The organism is Variovorax monticola (genome assembly GCF_051216855.1).
GTDB lineage: Bacteria > Pseudomonadota > Gammaproteobacteria > Burkholderiales > Burkholderiaceae_C > Variovorax.
Map to the genome: position 1 here is coordinate 231,551 of NZ_JBPJZP010000006.1, position 17,085 is coordinate 248,635.

Annotated in this window: 16 protein-coding genes and 1 pseudogene; 8 read left to right on the forward strand and 9 right to left on the reverse strand. The window is 69.2% G+C overall.

What is annotated here, in order from left to right:
* The first annotated feature begins 64 nt into the window (after positions 1 to 64).
* Positions 65 to 2,476, forward strand: coding sequence for a YgiQ family radical SAM protein (locus ACSFA5_RS22105; RefSeq protein ID WP_435446185.1), 2,412 nt, complete (start codon positions 65 to 67; stop codon positions 2,474 to 2,476).
* Between the two features lie 161 nt (positions 2,477 to 2,637).
* Here the strand turns inward: ACSFA5_RS22105 and ACSFA5_RS22110 are convergent.
* Positions 2,638 to 3,306 (reverse strand): annotated as a pseudogene (locus ACSFA5_RS22110) (DUF1294 domain-containing protein); the annotation flags it as partial.
* Here ACSFA5_RS22110 and ACSFA5_RS22115 point away from each other — a divergent pair.
* A complete protein-coding gene (locus ACSFA5_RS22115; RefSeq protein WP_435446186.1) occupies positions 3,276 to 4,184 on the forward strand; it encodes a hypothetical protein in 909 nt (302 codons plus the stop codon). The pseudogene ACSFA5_RS22110 and the gene ACSFA5_RS22115 overlap by 31 nt on opposite strands.
* Before the next feature lie 18 nt (positions 4,185 to 4,202).
* On the opposite strand, the gene ACSFA5_RS22120 is transcribed toward ACSFA5_RS22115, so the two are convergent.
* Positions 4,203 to 5,102 carry a CoA transferase gene (locus tag ACSFA5_RS22120; RefSeq protein WP_435446187.1) on the reverse strand — a complete coding sequence of 300 codons (900 nt, stop codon included), beginning with the start codon at positions 5,100 to 5,102 and terminating at the stop codon, positions 4,203 to 4,205.
* Between the two features lie 165 nt (positions 5,103 to 5,267).
* Between ACSFA5_RS22120 and ACSFA5_RS22125 the strand changes: the two genes are divergently transcribed.
* Complete coding sequence (locus ACSFA5_RS22125) at positions 5,268 to 6,170, forward strand: SDR family oxidoreductase (protein ID WP_435446188.1); 903 nt, start codon at positions 5,268 to 5,270, stop codon at positions 6,168 to 6,170.
* A gap of 23 nt (positions 6,171 to 6,193) precedes the next feature.
* Here ACSFA5_RS22125 and ACSFA5_RS22130 read toward each other — a convergent pair whose 3' ends face one another.
* Positions 6,194 to 6,670 carry an Lrp/AsnC family transcriptional regulator gene (locus ACSFA5_RS22130; RefSeq protein ID WP_435446566.1) on the reverse strand — a complete coding sequence of 159 codons (477 nt, stop codon included), beginning with the start codon at positions 6,668 to 6,670 and terminating at the stop codon, positions 6,194 to 6,196.
* Positions 6,671 to 6,796: 126 nt separating this feature from the next.
* Between ACSFA5_RS22130 and ACSFA5_RS22135 the strand changes: the two genes are divergently transcribed.
* Entirely contained in the window at positions 6,797 to 7,405 is a 609-nt protein-coding gene (locus tag ACSFA5_RS22135; protein ID WP_435446189.1) for a glutathione S-transferase family protein, read from the forward strand.
* A gap of 10 nt (positions 7,406 to 7,415) precedes the next feature.
* On the opposite strand, the gene ACSFA5_RS22140 is transcribed toward ACSFA5_RS22135, so the two are convergent.
* Together ACSFA5_RS22140 and ACSFA5_RS22145 are read right to left on the reverse strand one after the other, a co-directional pair.
* Positions 7,416 to 7,814, reverse strand: a complete 399-nt coding sequence (locus ACSFA5_RS22140; protein ID WP_435446190.1) for a DUF488 domain-containing protein — start codon at positions 7,812 to 7,814, stop codon at positions 7,416 to 7,418.
* 17 nt (positions 7,815 to 7,831) lie between these two features.
* Positions 7,832 to 9,724, reverse strand: coding sequence for a PhoX family protein (locus ACSFA5_RS22145; protein ID WP_435446191.1), 1,893 nt, complete (start codon positions 9,722 to 9,724; stop codon positions 7,832 to 7,834).
* A gap of 97 nt (positions 9,725 to 9,821) precedes the next feature.
* On the opposite strand from ACSFA5_RS22145, the gene ACSFA5_RS22150 reads away from it, so the two are divergent.
* Positions 9,822 to 10,652, forward strand: a complete 831-nt coding sequence (locus tag ACSFA5_RS22150; RefSeq protein ID WP_435446192.1) for a crotonase/enoyl-CoA hydratase family protein — start codon at positions 9,822 to 9,824, stop codon at positions 10,650 to 10,652.
* Positions 10,653 to 11,017: 365 nt separating this feature from the next.
* Positions 11,018 to 11,332, forward strand: coding sequence for a hypothetical protein (locus ACSFA5_RS22155; protein ID WP_435446193.1), 315 nt, complete (start codon positions 11,018 to 11,020; stop codon positions 11,330 to 11,332).
* Between the two features lie 15 nt (positions 11,333 to 11,347).
* Here the strand turns inward: ACSFA5_RS22155 and ACSFA5_RS22160 are convergent, their stop codons facing one another.
* From ACSFA5_RS22160 to ACSFA5_RS22175, 4 genes are all read right to left on the reverse strand, one after another.
* A complete protein-coding gene (locus tag ACSFA5_RS22160) occupies positions 11,348 to 11,572 on the reverse strand; it encodes a hypothetical protein (RefSeq protein WP_435446194.1) in 225 nt (74 codons plus the stop codon).
* Between the two features lie 51 nt (positions 11,573 to 11,623).
* Positions 11,624 to 12,895: an acyl-CoA dehydrogenase family protein gene (locus ACSFA5_RS22165; protein WP_435446195.1), complete on the reverse strand. Its 1,272-nt coding sequence runs from the start codon at positions 12,893 to 12,895 to the stop codon at positions 11,624 to 11,626.
* Positions 12,896 to 13,016: 121 nt separating this feature from the next.
* A complete protein-coding gene (locus ACSFA5_RS22170; protein WP_435446196.1) occupies positions 13,017 to 14,162 on the reverse strand; it encodes a DSD1 family PLP-dependent enzyme in 1,146 nt (381 codons plus the stop codon).
* 160 nt (positions 14,163 to 14,322) lie between these two features.
* Positions 14,323 to 15,012, reverse strand: coding sequence for a GntR family transcriptional regulator (locus tag ACSFA5_RS22175; protein WP_435446197.1), 690 nt, complete (start codon positions 15,010 to 15,012; stop codon positions 14,323 to 14,325).
* A gap of 137 nt (positions 15,013 to 15,149) precedes the next feature.
* Between ACSFA5_RS22175 and ACSFA5_RS22180 the strand changes: the two genes are divergently transcribed.
* Both ACSFA5_RS22180 and ACSFA5_RS22185 read left to right on the forward strand, forming a co-directional pair.
* Positions 15,150 to 16,136: a VOC family protein gene (locus ACSFA5_RS22180; protein ID WP_435446198.1), complete on the forward strand. Its 987-nt coding sequence runs from the start codon at positions 15,150 to 15,152 to the stop codon at positions 16,134 to 16,136.
* 46 nt (positions 16,137 to 16,182) lie between these two features.
* Positions 16,183 to 17,037: a fumarylacetoacetate hydrolase family protein gene (locus tag ACSFA5_RS22185; protein ID WP_435446199.1), complete on the forward strand. Its 855-nt coding sequence runs from the start codon at positions 16,183 to 16,185 to the stop codon at positions 17,035 to 17,037.
* Positions 17,038 to 17,085 lie beyond the last annotated feature (48 nt).

The window sequence follows — 17,085 nt, forward strand, 5'->3', positions numbered from 1 at the left end:
TGGAAAACCCTAAAATCGAGGGTTGCCCACCACGGCGCTCCCACAGCGCTGCCGTCCCCCACCGATGAACGCCCCCGTCGACGTCTCCTTTTTCGCGCGTGCCGCCAAGCCGCTGACCAGCTACCGCAAGTACTGGGCGGCGCGTTTCGGCACGGCCAAGTTCCTGCCGACCTCGCGCAAGGAAATGGACGCACTCGGCTGGGACAGCTGCGACATCATCGTGGTCACGGGCGACGCCTACGTGGACCACCCCAGCTTCGGCATGTCGGTGATCGGCCGCATGCTCGAGGCACAGGGCTTTCGCGTGGGCATCATCGCGCAGCCCGACTGGCAGAGCGCCGAGCCCTTCAAGGCACTGGGCAAGCCGAACCTGTTCTTCGGCGTGACCGCCGGCAACATGGATTCGATGATCAACCGCTACACGGCGGACCGCAAGATCCGCAGCGACGACGCCTACACCCCGGGCGACGTCGGCGGCTCGCGCCCCGACCGCGCGGCCATCGTGTATTCGCAGCGCTGCAAGGAAGCCTGGAACGACGTGCCGATCATCCTCGGCGGCATCGAGGGTTCGCTGCGCCGCATCGCGCACTACGACTACTGGTCGGACAAGGTGCGCCGTTCCGTCGTCGTCGACGCCAAGTGCGACCTGCTGCTGTACGGCAACGCCGAGCGCGCCATCGTCGAGATCGCGCACCGCCTGGCAGCGAAAGAGCCGGTGCAGCAGATCACCGACGTGCGCGGCACCGCCTATGTGCGGCGCGAAACGCCCGAGGGCTGGTTCGAGATCAACTCCACCAGCGTCGATGAGCCCGGTCGCGTCGAGGCGCACGTCAACCCCTACCTGATGGTGTCCGAGCAGGCCAAGGCCAACGGCGCCACCTGCGCCAAGGAAGACGAGGCCGAAGCCGTCGCCAAGGCCGCGGAAGCCGCAGCCTCGGGCGCGCCCATCCTCGCGTCCGTGGTGAACCCCGCCATCAAGCCGCTGACCTTCATGCCCAACCCGGCGCTGGTTTCGCGCGCGAAGATCAAGGTGCCGCCGCGCGACCATTCGGTGATTCGCCTGCCGTCGTACGAGCAGGTGCGCAGCGACCCGGTGCTCTACGCCCACGCCAACCGCGTGCTGCATCTCGAGACCAACCCCGGCAACGCCCGCGCACTGGTGCAGGCCCACGGCGAGGGCGCCACGGCGCGCGACGTGTGGATCAACCCGCCGCCCATCCCGCTGACCACGGCCGAGATGGACCACGTGTTCGACCTGCCGTACGCGCGCAGCCCGCACCCGAGCTATGCCGACGAGAACGGCAGCCACGACGGCGCGACCAAGATTCCCGCATGGGAAATGATCCGCTTCAGCGTGAACATCATGCGCGGCTGCTTCGGCGGCTGCACCTTCTGCTCCATTACCGAGCACGAGGGCCGCATCATCCAGAGCCGCTCGGAAGACTCGATCATCAAGGAGGTCGAGGCCATCCGCGATTCGGTCAAGGGCTTCACCGGCACCATCTCCGACCTCGGCGGCCCCACGGCCAACATGTACCGCGTGGGCTGCAAGAGCCCCGAGATCGAGTCGGCCTGCCGCAAGCCCAGCTGCGTGTACCCGGGCATCTGCCCGAACCTGAACACCAGCCACGACCCGCTCATCAAGATCTACCGCCGCGCGCGGGCGCTGAAGGGCATCAAGAAGATCCTGATCAGCTCCGGCCTGCGCTACGACCTGGCCGTGCAGTCGCCCGAGTACGTGAAGGAGCTGGTGCAGCACCACGTGGGCGGCTACCTGAAGATCGCGCCCGAGCACACCGAGCAGGGCCCGCTCACGAAGATGATGAAGCCCGGCATCGGCAGCTACGACAAGTTCAAGCAGATGTTCGAGAAGTTCTCGGCCGAGGCGGGCAAGAAGCAGTACCTGATTCCGTACTTCATTGCCGCGCATCCGGGCACCAGCGACGAGGACATGATGAACCTCGCGATCTGGCTCAAGAAGAACGGTTTTCGCGCCGACCAGGTGCAGACCTTCTACCCGAGCCCGATGGCCACGGCCACGACGATGTACCACACCAACAAGAACCCGCTGCGCAAGATCACGCGCGAGAGCGAAACGGTGGACATCGTGCGCGGCGACAAGCGCCGTCGCCTGCACAAGGCCTTTTTGCGCTACCACGATGCCAACAACTGGCCGCTGCTGCGCGAAGCCCTGAAGAACATGGGCCGCGCCGACCTCATCGGCAACGGCAAGCAGCACCTGATTCCGACGTGGCAGCCGCTCACCGACGGCGGCTACACCAGCGCGCGGCGCAAGAACTCGACGGCAGCGCCAGCGGCCGCGAAGGCCGCGCCGGTCAGGCTGGCGCCGGTGAAACCCATGAAGGGCCGCATCCTCACGCAGCACACCGGCCTGCCGCCGCGCGACAACGGCTCGGCGCCGGCCCCGCGCAAGGCCGCCGGCCCGGTGCGCGGCAGCATCCGCAAGCCGCGCTGAGTTCTGTTCAGAAGGCCGGCAGACCCGCCGGCAGCAGCTTTGCCCACCCAGGCGCCCACGGCTGCCATGTGGGCCAGCACGGTGGCCCAGTAGCCGGCCATGAAACTCGTCTTGCGCACCTTGTGGCGGAACAGCCGCTGCGCCACCCACGCGCCCGGCCAGCCCCCGACCAGCGAGAGCAGGTGCAGCGTGTTTTCCGCCGTGCGCCAGCGGCCCGTTTCGGCGGCGTTCTTGTCGAAGCCGTAGATGAAGAAAGTCAGCAGGCTGAGCAGCAGCAACACGCCCAGCGCGATCGGCGGAATGCGCGCGGTCCATACGCCGTAGCCCAGCAGCGCGGCGTAGCCCGCGAGCAGCAGGGCCATCGGCAGCGACGAGGAAGAGGGCGCGGCGTCGCGGCGGCGGCTGTTCGGGCGGTCGGCGGGGCGGGCCGTGGGCCTTGCGGTGGGGCGGGCGGTGGGCGGGCGGTGCGAGCCGGCCGCCCGGGGCTGTTGCGCACGCTGGGGCTGGGGCTGCTGCTGCACGGCGGTCGTCGCCTGCACCGCCACGGCACGCGGCCCCTTGCCGCCGACATGGATCTCCTCGAACGTCAGCCGCATGCCAACCTGCGGCGTGGTGCCGCGGTCGGTGAAGTCGCGTAGGTGCACGAACACATCGGCGGAAACATCGGGGCTGCGAATGAAGCCGAAGCCCCGGTCCTTTTCCCATCGAACGAGCGTGCCTTGGCGTTTCATGGGCCGGATTCTCGCCGTTGCGCGGTGTGCCGCACAGGCGGGGCCGCGCCGTTGTATGGTGTGGCCCCATGAGCAGTTCGCCCCCACAGCCGGCTTCATGGACGCACCTCCTGGCGGGGGCACTGCTGCTCTCGGCCTCGCTGCTGGCAAGTGCCGCGGCGCCCGAGCCGTCGAGCGCCCAGGCGCTGCGCGCCACCCACCAGCGGCTGAGCGACAAGCTCGACCACAGCAGCTTCGGGCGGCCCGTGCAGCTCGATTCCGTGGAAACGGCCGATGGCCTGCAAGGCGACGTGTACGCGGTGGTCGAGCATCCGCTCTCGGAGATCAGCGCCACGCTCAAGGGCTCGGCCCATTGGTGCGACGTGCTGACCCTGCACATCAACAACCGGCGCTGCGTGGCAGCCGGCGCAGCGCAGGGGCGCGAGACGCTCACCCTGTACGTGGTGCGCAGCTACGACAAGCCGATCGACCAGGCCTTCGAGCTGCCTTTCGTCTACCGCGTGGCCAGCGCCACGCCCGAGCACCTGTCGGTCGAGTTGACGGCCCAGAGCGGGCCGCTGGGCACCAGCAACTACCACGTCACGCTGGAGGCCATTGCGCTGGACGAACGCAAGAGCTTTCTGCACTTCAGCTACAGCTACGACCACAACGCCATGGTGCGGCTGGGGACCATGGCCTACCTGGCGACCTTCGGCAGCGACAAGGTGGGCTTCACCGTGGTGGGCAAGACGCCCGAAGGGCAGCCCGACTACATCCGCGGCCTGCGCGGGCTGGTGGAGCGCAATGCGATGCGCTACTTCCTGACGCTGGACGCCTACCTCGCGGCGCCGGGGCCGGGGGCGGAGCAGCTCGACCGCCGACAGCGTCGTTGGTTCGCGGGCGCCGAACAGTACCCGCGGCAGCTGCACGAGGTCGACCTCGACACCTACCTCGCCCTCAAGCGCGAAGACCGGCAGCGCGATGGCGCGCCCAAGTGAACGGCCCGGCGGGCTCCGTCAGCCGGCCAGCGTGAGCAGCGGCACGTCGCGCTCGCGGCCCATGGCGTCGAGCTCGGCCCGCGTGCGGCCTGCCAGCCACGCAGCCAGCGCCTCGTGCGTGGCCGGCGCCATCATGTCGCGCGATGCGATCTGCGCCGCCTCGCACAGGCGCGCCGCGAAGTGCGGCTCCAGCGCGGCCACCGCGACACGCCCGTCGGCACAGGGGTACACGCGGTAGCCCGCATGCGCGCCGCCGACCGCGCCCGACGGCTGCGTCAGGCCCCAGGTGCGGGGCAGGGCGAGCCAGTCGGCCGAGGCGTTCAATGCCACTTCGAGGTACACGCCGCCCGCCTTGCGCGACTGCAGAAGCATGGCCTTGAGCACCGCCTCGCTCGCGAGCAGCGCGCCGCCCATGTCGGCGTACAGCGTCGGCGGCAACTCGGTGCCCGTGACGAGCCCGCTCTCCGCGAGGTAGGTCAGGTCGTGCCCCGGCTCCTCGGCGCGCTCGCCCGGCGCCCCGACGATGGCCACTTGCGACAGTGACGGGTGGCGCGCGTGCAGCGTGGCCCAGCTGAGCTTGAGCTTGTCGAGCGCGGAAGGGCGGAACGAGGTGAGCAGCACGTCGGTTTTCGCGAGCTCGGCATGCAGCTGCTGCTGCCCGGCTTCGCTCTTCAAGTCGACGGTGCGAACCTCGACGCCCTCGTGCAGCGCCGCATAGGCGGGCCGGTTGTACAGCCCCATCGGATCGCCGCCCGGGGGCTCCAGCTTGAGGCAGGTAGCGCCCATCTCGCGGCAGCGCAGCAGCGCGGCAGGGCCGGGCAGGTTGAGCGCGAGGCTCACGATGCGCACGCCTTCGAGCGGCGCGGCAGGGGCATCGACGGCGTTGGCGGCGTTGGCGGCGTTGGCAGAACTCGGCATCGGTCTTGTCTCCAGGGAGCTTGTTTCACACATTCTCACCCGGGGCGCCTGTCCCCGAAGTCCCGCAAGAAGCCACTTCCCGCAAGCTGCCGTGCCGTCCCGCGCGTAGCATCCGGGCGTGGCAGCCATCCACCTTGCCGCTGCCTCAACGAACAGGAGACAGACATGTTTGAAGCTTCCCTCATGAGCGGCCAGCGCATCCTGGTGACCGGCGGGGGCACCGGCCTCGGCCGTGCGATGGCCGAGCGCTTCCTGAGCCTGGGCGCCGACGTCGCCATCTGCGGGCGGCGCCAGGCGGTCTGCGAAGAAACGGCGGCCGAATGGCGCCAGCAGTTCCCGGGCCGGCGCATCGACACCTTCGGCGTGGACATCCGCATCGCGCAGCAGGTCGACGACATGGTGCAGAGCCTGTTCGACAGCGGCGGCCTCACCGGGCTCGTCAACAACGCGGCGGGCAACTTCGTCTCGCCCACCGAGAACCTCTCGCCGCGCGCCTTCGATGCCGTCGCCAACATCGTCTTTCACGGCAGCTTCTACGTGACGCAGGCCGTGGGCAAGCGCTGGGTCGCGCAGGCCAAGGCGGGCGAGTGGAAAAGCGGCGACGCCTACCGCAGCGTCATGAGCATCATCACCACCTGGGTCGACAACGGCAGCCCCTACGTGGTGCCCTCGGCCATGAGCAAGGCCGGCATCGACGTGATGACCAAGTCGCTCGCGGTCGAATGGGCGCGGCACGGCATCCGCCTGAACGCCGTGGGCCCCGGCGAGATTCCCACCGAAGGCATGAGCAAGCGCCTGAACCCGGGCGAAGAGCCCGGCGCGCGCAGCAAGCTGCACAACCCGATGGCGCGCACCGGCCGCATGAGCGAGCTGCAGAACCTCGCGGCCTTCCTGATGGCGCCGGGCCAGTGCGACTGGCTCACGGGCCAGAGCATCATGATGGACGGCGGCAATGCGCTGGCCACCGGTGGCAACTTCTACGAACTGCGCCAGTGGAGCGACGCCGACTGGCTGGCCGCGCGCGAACGCATCGAGGCGCAGAACCAGAAGGACAAGGCCCAGCGCTGACCTGCGGGGCTCGCTGCCTCGGCCTATTTCTTCGGCGCCATCGCCGATCCCGCCGACCTGGCCGCGTGCACCGTCACGTGCTTGTTCACCGGGCTCGACAGCACCAGCGACGTGGTCACCGCGCCATCGACCGCCAGCGCGTCCACCACGCGCTCCAGGTCGGCCGGCTCGGCGATCGCGCAGCGCACGATGAAGCAGTCTTCACCCGTCACGCGGTCGGCGCTCAGCACCTCGGGCATGGCCTCGAACAGCTTCAGGTACCTGGCGATGCCCGCGTGCGTGGTCTCGATCCGGATGATGGCCTGCAGGCCCACGCCCAGCGCGCGCAGGTTGACGCGCGCGCCGTAGCCCTCGATCACGCCGGCCTCCTCGAGCTTGCGCACGCGCTCGCTCATGGCCGGCTGCGACAGGCCGATGCGCTTGCCGATGGCGGCCAGGCTCTGGCGCGCATCGGTCTGCAGCGCTTCGAGGATCAGCCGGTCTTTCTTGTCGATGTTCATGGTGGCAGAAGTCAAGGAATGTCGGGACCGATGCTCGATCGGTTCGCGGCCGCGATTTTCGATGGATTGCCCTTCTGCGCGCGCGGCGCGCCCGGTATCGTGGTTCTCATCTTTCCAGGAGAACCCATGCAACTCGTCGGCATGCTCGACTCACCCTATGTGCGGCGCGCCGCCATTTCGCTGCGCCTGCTCGGCGTGCCTTTCGTTCACCGGCCTGTCTCGGTCTTCGGCACCTTCGAGCAGTTTCGCGACATCAACCCGGTGGTGAAGGCGCCCACGCTGGTGTGCGACGACGGCACGGTGCTGATGGACTCGACGCTCATCATCGACCACGCCCAGTCGCTGAGCGGGCGCAGCCTGATGCCCGCCGACCCCGGCCGACGATTGCGTGCCCTGCGTCTCACGGGGCTCGCGCTCGCGGCCTGCGAGAAGACCGTGCAGATCGTCTACGAGCACCACCTGCGGCCTGCCGAGAAGCTGCACCAGCCGTGGGTCGACCGGGTGCGCGGCCAATTGATGGCCGCGTATTCGGGGCTGGAAAAGGAGGTGGCCGCTTCGCCGCTGTCGGCCGAAGAGCAGACGATGACGCAGGCCGGCGTGTCGAGCGCCGTGGCGTGGTCCTTCACGCAGTTGATGCTGCCCGAACTCGTCTCGCCCGGCGGCTTTCCCGCGTTGGCGGCGCATGCCGCGCGGGCGGAAAACCTGCCCGTGTTCCTCGGCGCACCGCAGGTCTGAACGACGAGTTTCAGTCCGCGATGTCCGCGCCGCGTTCGGCCAGCAGGCTGCGCAGCACGCCGCGGTGGCAGTGCGATTCGTGCTCGCAATAGCAGCCGACCGCCAGCGCCGTGCCGTGCGACAGCGCCGCCAGCAGGTCGAGGCTGCGGCTCGCGTCCGGTTCGGCCATCTCGGCCTTGAACTTGCGCACGAAGGCGTTCCATTGCGCGGGCGAACCGCTCGCCTGTGCCTCCTGCGCCTGCTTCATCGTCTCCGCGGAGGGCGCCAGGTTCGGGAACCACACGTCGTACCAGTCCTGCGAGGCGAACTCGGTCTTCGGAACGCCGCGCGGCGGGCGGCGCACGGTGCCGACGCGCAGGCCTTCGCCGGGTGCGCGCGGTGTGCCCAGGCGGACGATGCGGATGCTCATGGGTTCGTTCCCTGGGTTCAGGTGCCGACAATGCCGCCGTCGCGCCGGCGGATCGCCAGCGTTCCCGACCGGGGCCGCGCGCTGCCCGGCACGGTGCCGTCGGGCCATGCGCTGTTGTGGCCGCCGTCGCCGTCGTCGCGCGCCTCGCCCGGGTGCTGGATGTTCACGAACAGCGTGCGCCTGTCGGGCGTGACCACGCAGCCCGTGATCTCGCAGCCGTTCGGCCCGGTGAGAAAGCGCTTGATGCGCCCCGACGCCGGGTCGGCGCACAGCATCTGGTTGTTGCCCAGCGAGGTGTAGGGCGGCTTGCCGATGGCCTGGCCGCTCATGTCGGTCTGGATCCAGAGCAGCCCGCCCCGGTCGAAATGCAGGCCGTCGGGTGCGCCGAACATGTCGGCATCGGCGCTGGGATAGCGCGCGCCGCTGCCGGGCTGCGACGGGTCGCCCGCGAGCGCGAAGTGGTCCCAGGCGAAGGCGCCGCTCGCAGCATCGCCGCCGTCTTCGCGCCAGCGCAGGATGCCGCCGAAGAAGTTGTTCGCACGCGGGTTGGCCGCATCGGGGCCGGGCTTGCCGGCGTCGCCGCGCTGGCTGTTGTTGGTGAGCGTGACGTACACCTCGCCGGACTGCGGATGCACGGCGATCCATTCGGGCCGGTCCATCTGCGTGCCGCCGACCACGTCGCCGGCCAGCCGGGCATGCACCAGCACCTCGGCCTGGTCGGCGAAGCCGTGCGCTGCGTCCAGCCCGTCGCGGCCGTGCGTCAGTTCGAGCCACTGGCCGCGCCCGCCCGCGTCGTAGCGCGCCACATGCAGCGTGCCCTCGTCGAGCAGGTGCCGGTTGGCCGCGCGCGCGGCGGCGTCCGTGCCCGGACGCACCTTGTCGCGGCTGATGAACTTGTAGATGTATTCGAAGCGCGAGTCGTCGCCCATGTAGACCACCAGGCGGCCGTCCTTCGCGACGGTGCAGGTGGCGCTTTCCTGCCGCTTGCGGCCCAGTGCGGTGCGCTTGACGGGCGTGGCGGTCGCGTCGAACGGATCGATCTCGACCACCCAGCCGAAGCGGTGCGGCTCGTTCGGGTGGCGGCTCAGGTCGAAGCGCTCGTCGAAGCGCCAGTACTCGACCCATTGCGCGCCCGGCACCGTGCCGTAGCGGCGCTGCGCGGGCGTCATGGCCTGCGCGGCTTCCTTGGGGCCGCCGAAGTAGCCGTGAAAGTTTTCCTCGCAGGTCAGGTAGGTGCCCCAGGGCGTGACGCCCATCGCGCAGTTGGCGAAGGTGCCGAGCACCGCGTCGCCTGCCGGGTTGGCGGCGGTGCGCATCAGCGGCGTGCCCGCGGCCGGGCCGGCGATGCGCATCGGCGTGTAGCCGTGCACGCGGCGCGCGAAGGGCGAAGGCTGCACCTGCTGCCAGCCCTGCGCGGTGCGGCGGATTTCGATCACCGAGACGCCCATGGCGTGCAGCGACTTGCGCACCTTGTCGGCGGTCCAGCCCGGCGCACCTGCAGCGGCCTTGATGCCGCCGGTGTGCAGCAGCGCCTCGTCGGTGTATTCGTGGTTCATCACGAGCAGGCCGCGCTCGCCGAGCGCATCGAGCGCGAAGAAGTGCATGCCGTCGTGGTGCATGCCGGCCTGCACCGCCTGGTCGTCGGCGCTGTTGCCGGCATCAGGCGCGAAGGCCGGCATCCGGCCGGCCACGCCGGTGGGCGTGCCCCAGGGGTAGAGCAACTGCCATTCGTACTCGGGCGGTATCACGATCCCGTCGCGCAGCGAGGCCGGCACGCCGGTGAAGCCGAGCACGCCGCCGCGAACGGCCGGCGCCGGCGACAGCGCCGTGGTGCAGCCTTGTCCGAACAGCGCCACCACGGCGGCGGCCGAACCCGATTGAAGAAGAAACTGGCGGCGGTCCAATGGCATGGCGAGGTGTTCAGTGTGTTGTGCAGGCGACAGCCGCCATCATCGCCCAGCGCCGCACGGCGCGATACTGAGGCGACCACCGCCCAGGAGACACCGAATGAACGCCGACCGCATCGCAACGACCCGCCACGCCGACGGCGTGGTGCAACTGCAGCTCGCCCGCGACGACAAGTTGAACGCGCTCGACCCCGCGATGTTCGACGCACTGATCAAGGCCGGACAGGCGCTGTGTAGCGACCGCACGGTGCGCGCGGTGGTGATCTCGGGCCGCGGCAAGGCCTTTTGCGCGGGGCTGGACATGGCCTCGTTCCAGCGCATGCAGCAAGGCGCCGGTGCCGACGTGCTGGGCGAGGGGGCCGCGGGGGCCGACCTGCTGGTGCGCACCCACGGCATCGCCAATGCGGCCCAGCAGGTGGCGATGGTCTGGCGCGACGTGCCGGTGCCCGTGATTGCTGCCGTGCACGGCGTGGCCTTCGGTGGTGGCCTGCAGGTGGCGCTGGGCGCGGACATCCGCATCGTGGCGCCCGACGCCAGGCTCTCGGTCATGGAAATCAAGTGGGGTCTGGTGCCCGACATGGCCGGCATGGTGCTCATGCGCGAGCTGGCGCGCAGCGACGTGGTGCGCGAACTCACCTACACCGGGCGCATCTTCTCGGGCGAGGAGGCCCTGCGCATCGGCTTCGCCACCCGCCTGGCCGCCGACCCGCTGGCCGAGGCCCTGCAAATTGCACACGACATCGCGCAGAAGAGCCCCGAGGCCATCCGTGCCGGCAAGCGGCTGCTCAATGGCAGCGCGTCGCAGAGCGCGGCGCAACTGTTGTTGGCGGAGTCTCTCGAGCAGTCGGCGCTGATCGGCAGCCCGAACCAGGTCGAGGCCGTGAAGGCCAACATCGAGCGCCGCGCGCCGAAGTTCACCGAGCCCGACTGACGCCTGCCCCGCCGCCTTGTGTTGCGGTGCGCCGACGCTCTCGGGTAATCCAGCAGTCCGCTGGGTCCCGTCTTCGCGCAACCTCGCGGCCCCTCTGTCTCTTTTCCCCTCAAGGCAAAGCCGCGCCGGTCTTTCCGTGCGCGCTCGCTTTTTCACGCCGTTGCAACGGTCGGCAGCGATGGAAAGTGCCTTTTACGCGCCGCTATGTAAGAATAAAGTAGTTGTTTTATGGGGAAGATGAATGAATTCGGAGACAATTTGTGTGCAGAAGGTCACGTCTTCTTCCCCAGTGACTTTGGAAGGATGGCCCCCGACGCCGCGCTCATCAACAATTGGATGCTTTAGTTTCGCGACAGCGATCCTGCATGTCGATCACTACGTTTTTTTGTAACCTCAGCGTGCCCATCCTGGTGGGCGAGGATCGCTACAAGTACATCCCCATCGTCGGGGTCTTTCGCAGCATTCCGTTCGACCAGGTCGACGAATGGGTGATGGATTCCGAGGGGGTGCCGCGCAGCGATCGCGAACTGGCTGCCGAAGTGCTTGTCGAGATCCGCAAGCCGGGCGGCGCCAGCGGACGCACCACGGCGCACGCATTCGAGGTGGCGGACATCCTGCAACTCGATCGTGCCGCGGCGATCGTCGTGTCCACCTTCCTGGCTGCGCTGCCGCGCGTCTGAAGGCGCAGTCCGCGCTCAATCGCACCTGAACAGCACGCCCTCGCTCGGCGCCACCGGCGTGTTCGGCGCATCGGCCTGTTCCAGGAAGCGGATCGGATTCCCGTCCTTGCGGCAGTAGGCCTCGGCCTCGGGCTGGCTGCCGGCGCGCAGGATGCCGTCGTACAGCCGGACCACCCCCGTCACGGGTGTGGTGCAGGCGGCCAGGGCCACGGGAACAAGGGCAAGCAGCAGTCGGCGCATGAAAGGGTCCAGTCGAAAGACCGGAGACTTTAAGCGCTGCACCCCCGCGCTTCAGGACGCGATCGCGCCCACCGCCCAGTAGAAAGTCGGCCTGGCGCCGTTCAGCAGGTGATCGCCCACCACGCGGCCCTTGTAGATCGTCGGGTTGTGCGAGGCCAGGGTGCGTGCATTGCGCCAGTGCCGGTCGAGACGCCGGTCTTCCTGCAGCGCCGAGGCGCCGCCGATGTCGAACAGCCGCGTGCCCGCCTGCAGCACCGCATCGACGATGCCGGCCTGCGCCTTGGCCGTGTTCAGTTCCACTTCGAACAACAGGCTTTCCGGAACCGTCTCGCCGCGCACGCGGTAGCGGTCGATCTCGCCGAGCCCGCGCGCCACCGCCTGCACGGTGGACGCCGCGATGAACGCCGTGCTCGCGAGCTGCCCGATGACCTGCTGCACCAGCGGATCTTCGCGCGGCGTGCTGCCGCTGCCGTGGGTGTAGACGCGCTTGCGCGGCTGCACGAAGGCCACCGCGTCGCGCACGATGGCGCGCGCAATGCCCGCCAGCGTGGCCAGGTGCGTGAGCTGGAAGTGCGCGGTCATCGGCGTGGGCTGGTCGCGCACATAGAGCAGCACGTTCTCGGGCTTCACGCGCACGTTGCGAAAGCGCGTGGTGCCCGAGGCCGTCAGCCGCTGGCCGAAGCCGCGCCAGTCGTCCACGCGCTCCACGCCCAGCGCCTCGGCCGGCACCAGCGCAATCACGCGGTCGCTGCTGCCGTCGCCGTTCAGCCGCTGGGCCGACACCGCGATCCAGTCGGCGTACAGCGTGCCGGTGCTGTAGTACTTGTCTCCGTCGAGCAGCCATGCATCGCCTTCGCCCGCTTCGTCGCGCCTGAGCGTGGTCTGCATGGTGCCGATGGCGCCGTCGCCGAGCTCCGTGGTGGCGTTGCCGAACACCACACCTTCGGCTGCAAGGCGCATCCACGGGCCGTGCAGGGCGGGGTCGATTTCCGCCAGCAGCCGCTCGATGAAGCCGAAGTGCGCGCGCAGGATCTGCGGCAGGTTGGAGTCGGCCTCGCCGAGTTCGATCAGCAGGTCGTACAGCTGCTCGACCGACGCCCCGATGCCGCCGTGCTCCAGCGGCACGCGCAGCGCGCCGAAGCGCTCTGCGTTGAGCCACGCCACGGGCTCGTAGGCGAGCTCGCGGTCGATTTCACGTTGCGTCGCGCGTTCGGCGACGCGCTGGAAGACGGGGCGGAAGCGCTCGGCGAGTTGTTGCGAGCCGGGCGCGTGCGCGCTGGCGACGTGCGCTGCGGGGCGCGTCGTTTCTTGGGTGGATTCCATGGGGGCGGGGGCGGCAATGACGCGCGCCCGGAAAGAAGGGAAACAGGCGGGCGACTGTCCCCTGCACCGCGGCATTTGTGAAATACGCTTTTCGCGTTTTCTTATGCCGTGCGCGATGACCCTAGCGCTTGCCGCGCGCGTCCACCGGCCAGATGCCCACCAGCGTGCCGCCGTCGACCACGTGGTACGTGTCGTGCAGGTTCACCGTCGGGTCGCAGTGCGGCGTGACGAACTCGACGCGCGCGCCCAGCGCGGGACGCCCGCCTGGCGGCACCATCAGCTTGCCGTGCTCGTCGCCGAAGAAGGCATAGCGGGTTGATGCATCGACGCCCCGCGCCACCAGCGGCGCGCCGCTGTCGGTCGAGAAGCACTTGGTGCCCGCGTCGACCGTGACCCAGTCGGGCGCGTTGGTGCTGACCACCGCCGCCTGCACGAACAGCGACACCTCGAAGGGCGAGGCCTGCCCGGCGTCGGCGAGCACCTGCGTGTACTCCGCGTCCATGAACACATAGGAGCCCGCCTGCAGTTCGGTGAACGCGTTCTCTTGCGAATCGAGGTCGTGCGTGCCGGTGCCCGCACCGGTGACGATCTCGAAATGCAGCCCCTGGCGCTTCGCCCCCGCGACGATGCCGGCCACGGTTTCGCGCAGGCCCGCCGCCGCGGCGCTGCGCTCGGCGCGCGCCGCGATGTGCTGCAGGTTGCCGGCATACGACTGCAGCCCGCGCAGCCGCAGGCGAGGTTCGGCGGCCGCCAGCGCCGCGAGTTCGAGCACCTTCGCCTGCGTGGCGGCACCGGTGCGGTTGTAGCCGGCGCCGTAGTCCACCAGCACGTCCAGCGGATGCGTGAGGCCGCTCGCGGCCTGCGCCAGGTCGGCCAGGTTGCGCGGGTTGTCGACCACCACCATCACGTCGCCGGGGCGCGCGCGCTGCGCCAGCTTGATGAGCCGCGCGATCTTGCTCGGTGTGACGGCCGGCGAGGTGATCAGCACGCCCGGAATGCCGCCCTCGACCATCACCTCGGCCTCGCCCAGCGTGACGCAGCTCACGCCCACGGCACCGGCCGCCACCTGGCGGCGCGCGATCTCGACCGACTTGTGCGTCTTCACGTGCGGGCGCAGGTTGACGCCGCGTGCCTTGGCGAAGGCGGCCATGCGTTCGATGTTGCGCGTCATGGCGGGCAGGTCGACCAGCAGCGCGGGGGTGTCGAGCAGATGGCGGCCGCCGGGAACGCCGATGAGGGGCGCGTTGACTTGCAGGTCCTGGAACATCGAGAAAAAGCCTTTGTGGGAAGAGGGGGCCCGCGGTGCGGGCCGGGGGCCGGGGGGCGGTATTCGGCGCGGAATGATCGCATCGAACGGTCGGTGCGATGCCTCGTAGTTTCCCAAACGCCCGGCCGACGGTGCCGAGCCGGTGCCGATGCGGCGAAAGCTACCGGTCGACGGGCGGGCTCGCCTTCAGCGCGGCCATCAGCAGCCGCCCGGTCGTCTGCAGGTGCTCGCCCATCAGCGCCTGCGCGGCCTGGATGTCGCGGTTCAGCACCGCATCCAGCAGCGCCTGGTGTTCGGCGCCCACGTCGCGCGACTCTTTCGACAGCGGCGCCGACAACTGCCGGTAGCGCTCGCTCTGCTGGTAGAGCATCTGGTGCATGCGCAGCAGCCAGCCGTTCGGGCAGCCCGACACCAGCGCGTTGTGAAACTCCGCATGGCTCGCGGTCCATTCGGTGCTGAGCACCGTGGGCATGGCCGCGTCGCGCTCGGCCAGCCGCGACAGGCGGTGGTGCGCCGAGACCACGCTGCCTTCCCAGGCCAGGTCGCCGTGGCGAATGGCTTCGGCCAGGCAGAGCTTCTCGATCTCGATGCGCGCGTTCACCAGTTCTTCGAGGTCTTCCGGCGAAATCGGGCTCACCAGGTAGCCGCGCGCGGGCTCCGACACCACCAGCGCCTCGGCCTCCAGCATGGCCAGCCCTTCGCGCACCGCGCCCGCGCTCACGTCCAGCTCTTCCGCCAGCGCGGCGATGTTGAGCTTGGAGCCCGGCAGCAGACGCCCGCCCACGATGGCCGTGCGCAGCTCGGCAAAGACCTGGCGCGTCTGGCCGAGGCCCTTCGTTTTCTCGTTCATTGCACTCCCGTCGCACCGCGAAAAACGGTCGATGTTACTTGTTAACCCTAATGATGGATAAACAGCCAAACAATAGACTAACGACCAAAGAATATATTATTTGTCCCGATGTGGACAGCCGAACGGAGACATCCCCCATGGCCGAGATCCAGCTTCGCACCCAGAAAAGCCCGCACCGCGCGGCGCTGCACAGCGTTCATTCGCTCGATGCCTTCGTCTTCACCGTGCCCGACCTGGACGAGGCCGAGCGCTTCTACGGGGCCTTCGGACTGCAGCCGAAGCGCGAGGGCGACCGGCTCGACCTGTACACGGCCAGCCATCCCCACGCCTGGGGTTCGCTCTTCCAGGCGAACGGCGTGAAGAAGCTGCAGTACCTGCGCTTTGCCTGCTTCGCGGAAGACTTCGACGCCATCGCCGCGCGCATCGAGCGCCTGGGCGTGCCGCGCTGCGCACCGCATGCGCTGGGTGACGAGCGCGGCCTGTGGGTGCTGCATCCGGAGGGCTACCCGGTGCAGCTCGTCGTGGCCGCCAAGAGCGCGCCCGACGCCGGCAGCGTGCCCGTGCCGAGGCCGCGCGCGCCGGTCGGCACCGGGGCGTCGCCGAACCGTGCGCGCATTCCGAAGGTGCACCCGCGCCGGCTCTCGCACATCCTGCTGTTCAGCGCCAGGGTGGCCGAAGCGGTGCGCTTCTTCGAGGAAGCCCTGGGCCTGCGCGTGACCGACCGCTCGGGCGACCTCATCGTTTTCATGCACGGCGCGCACGGCAGCGACCACCACCTGGTCGCCATGGCGCATTCGACCGGCCCCGGCCTGCACCACCTGAGCTGGGACGTCGCCGACATCGACGAGGTCGGGCGCGGCATGGAGCAGATGTACGCCGCCGGCCACGTGCGCGGCTGGGGCGTGGGGCGCCACGTGCTCGGCTCCAACTACTTCCACTACGTGCGCGACCCGTGGGGCAGCTACTCGGAGTACTCCTGCGACATGGACTTCGTGCCCGGCGACTTCGACTGGCCCCATGCCGACCATCCGCCCGAAGACTCCTTCTACGCCTGGGGCCCCAAGGTGCCCGAGGACTTCGTCACCAATTTCGAGGTCGAGGCCGAGGCGAAAGCCAAGGCCTGAGACCGGCCTTTCTTCTTTCAAGCAACCCGCATCACAAGGAACTCCCATGCGTCTTCTCGCCTTCAACCACCACGGCAAGCCGGCCCTCGGCCTGCGTCTCGACAAAGAGGTCGTCAACCTCACGGCCGAAGGCCTGCCTGCCACGCTCGACGAACTGCTGCGCGGCGGCCCCGAGGCCATGGCCGCCGCGAGGAAGGCGGGCGACACCGCGCGCACGCGCCTGCCGCTGTCCGACATCGACTGGCTGGCGCCCGTGCAGTCGCCTTCCAAGGCCATTGCGGTCGGCCTCAACTACATCGACCATGCGGCGGAAAGCAAGTTCGACCCGCCGACCTACCCGGTGCTGTTCCATCGCTTTGCGTCGTCGTGGGTCGGCCACAACCAGCCGATCGTGCGCCCCCACGTGTCCACGCAGTTCGACTACGAAGGCGAGCTGCTGGTGGTCATCGGCAAGGCCGGGCGCTACATCAAGAAGGGCGACGCGCTGAACCACGTGGCGGGCTACTCGGTGTTCAACGACGGCTCCATCCGCGACTACCAGTTCAAGTCCGCGCAATGGATGATGGGCAAGAACTTCGACCGCTCGGGCGCCTTCGGCCCCGAGTTCGTCACCGCCGACGAACTGCCCGCGGGCGCCGCCGGCCTGAAGCTGCAGACGCGCCTGAACGGCACGGTGCTGCAGGACGCCAACACGCGCGACATGATCTTCGACGTGGCCACGCTGGTGTCGGTGTGCTCCGAGCCCTTCGCGCTGCAGCCGGGCGACATCATCATCGCCGGCACCCCCTCGGGCGTGGGCCTGGCGCGCAAGCCGCAGGTCTTCATGAAGGCCGGCGACGTGTGCGAGGTGGAGATCGAGGGCGTGGGCCTGCTTTCGAACCCCGTCGTCGACGGGGACTGAAGCAAGGCACCGCGCCGCGCTTGCAAAAGAACCATCACCGGAGACAAA

What these genes read in the sequence shown, in the direction of transcription:
- ACSFA5_RS22105 (WP_435446185.1), top strand. Translation starts at nt 65, where the DNA reads ATGAACGCCCCCGTCGACGTCTCCTTTTTCGCGCGTGCCGCCAAGCCG.
- ACSFA5_RS22115 (WP_435446186.1), top strand. Translation starts at nt 3,276, where the DNA reads ATGAGCAGTTCGCCCCCACAGCCGGCTTCATGGACGCACCTCCTGGCG.
- ACSFA5_RS22120 (WP_435446187.1), bottom strand. Translation starts at nt 5,102, where the DNA reads ATGCCGAGTTCTGCCAACGCCGCCAACGCCGCCAACGCCGTCGATGCC.
- ACSFA5_RS22125 (WP_435446188.1), top strand. Translation starts at nt 5,268, where the DNA reads ATGTTTGAAGCTTCCCTCATGAGCGGCCAGCGCATCCTGGTGACCGGC.
- ACSFA5_RS22130 (WP_435446566.1), bottom strand. Translation starts at nt 6,670, where the DNA reads ATGAACATCGACAAGAAAGACCGGCTGATCCTCGAAGCGCTGCAGACC.
- ACSFA5_RS22135 (WP_435446189.1), top strand. Translation starts at nt 6,797, where the DNA reads ATGCAACTCGTCGGCATGCTCGACTCACCCTATGTGCGGCGCGCCGCC.
- ACSFA5_RS22140 (WP_435446190.1), bottom strand. Translation starts at nt 7,814, where the DNA reads ATGAGCATCCGCATCGTCCGCCTGGGCACACCGCGCGCACCCGGCGAA.
- ACSFA5_RS22145 (WP_435446191.1), bottom strand. Translation starts at nt 9,724, where the DNA reads ATGCCATTGGACCGCCGCCAGTTTCTTCTTCAATCGGGTTCGGCCGCC.
- ACSFA5_RS22150 (WP_435446192.1), top strand. Translation starts at nt 9,822, where the DNA reads ATGAACGCCGACCGCATCGCAACGACCCGCCACGCCGACGGCGTGGTG.
- ACSFA5_RS22155 (WP_435446193.1), top strand. Translation starts at nt 11,018, where the DNA reads ATGTCGATCACTACGTTTTTTTGTAACCTCAGCGTGCCCATCCTGGTG.
- ACSFA5_RS22160 (WP_435446194.1), bottom strand. Translation starts at nt 11,572, where the DNA reads ATGCGCCGACTGCTGCTTGCCCTTGTTCCCGTGGCCCTGGCCGCCTGC.
- ACSFA5_RS22165 (WP_435446195.1), bottom strand. Translation starts at nt 12,895, where the DNA reads ATGGAATCCACCCAAGAAACGACGCGCCCCGCAGCGCACGTCGCCAGC.
- ACSFA5_RS22170 (WP_435446196.1), bottom strand. Translation starts at nt 14,162, where the DNA reads ATGTTCCAGGACCTGCAAGTCAACGCGCCCCTCATCGGCGTTCCCGGC.
- ACSFA5_RS22175 (WP_435446197.1), bottom strand. Translation starts at nt 15,012, where the DNA reads ATGAACGAGAAAACGAAGGGCCTCGGCCAGACGCGCCAGGTCTTTGCC.
- ACSFA5_RS22180 (WP_435446198.1), top strand. Translation starts at nt 15,150, where the DNA reads ATGGCCGAGATCCAGCTTCGCACCCAGAAAAGCCCGCACCGCGCGGCG.
- ACSFA5_RS22185 (WP_435446199.1), top strand. Translation starts at nt 16,183, where the DNA reads ATGCGTCTTCTCGCCTTCAACCACCACGGCAAGCCGGCCCTCGGCCTG.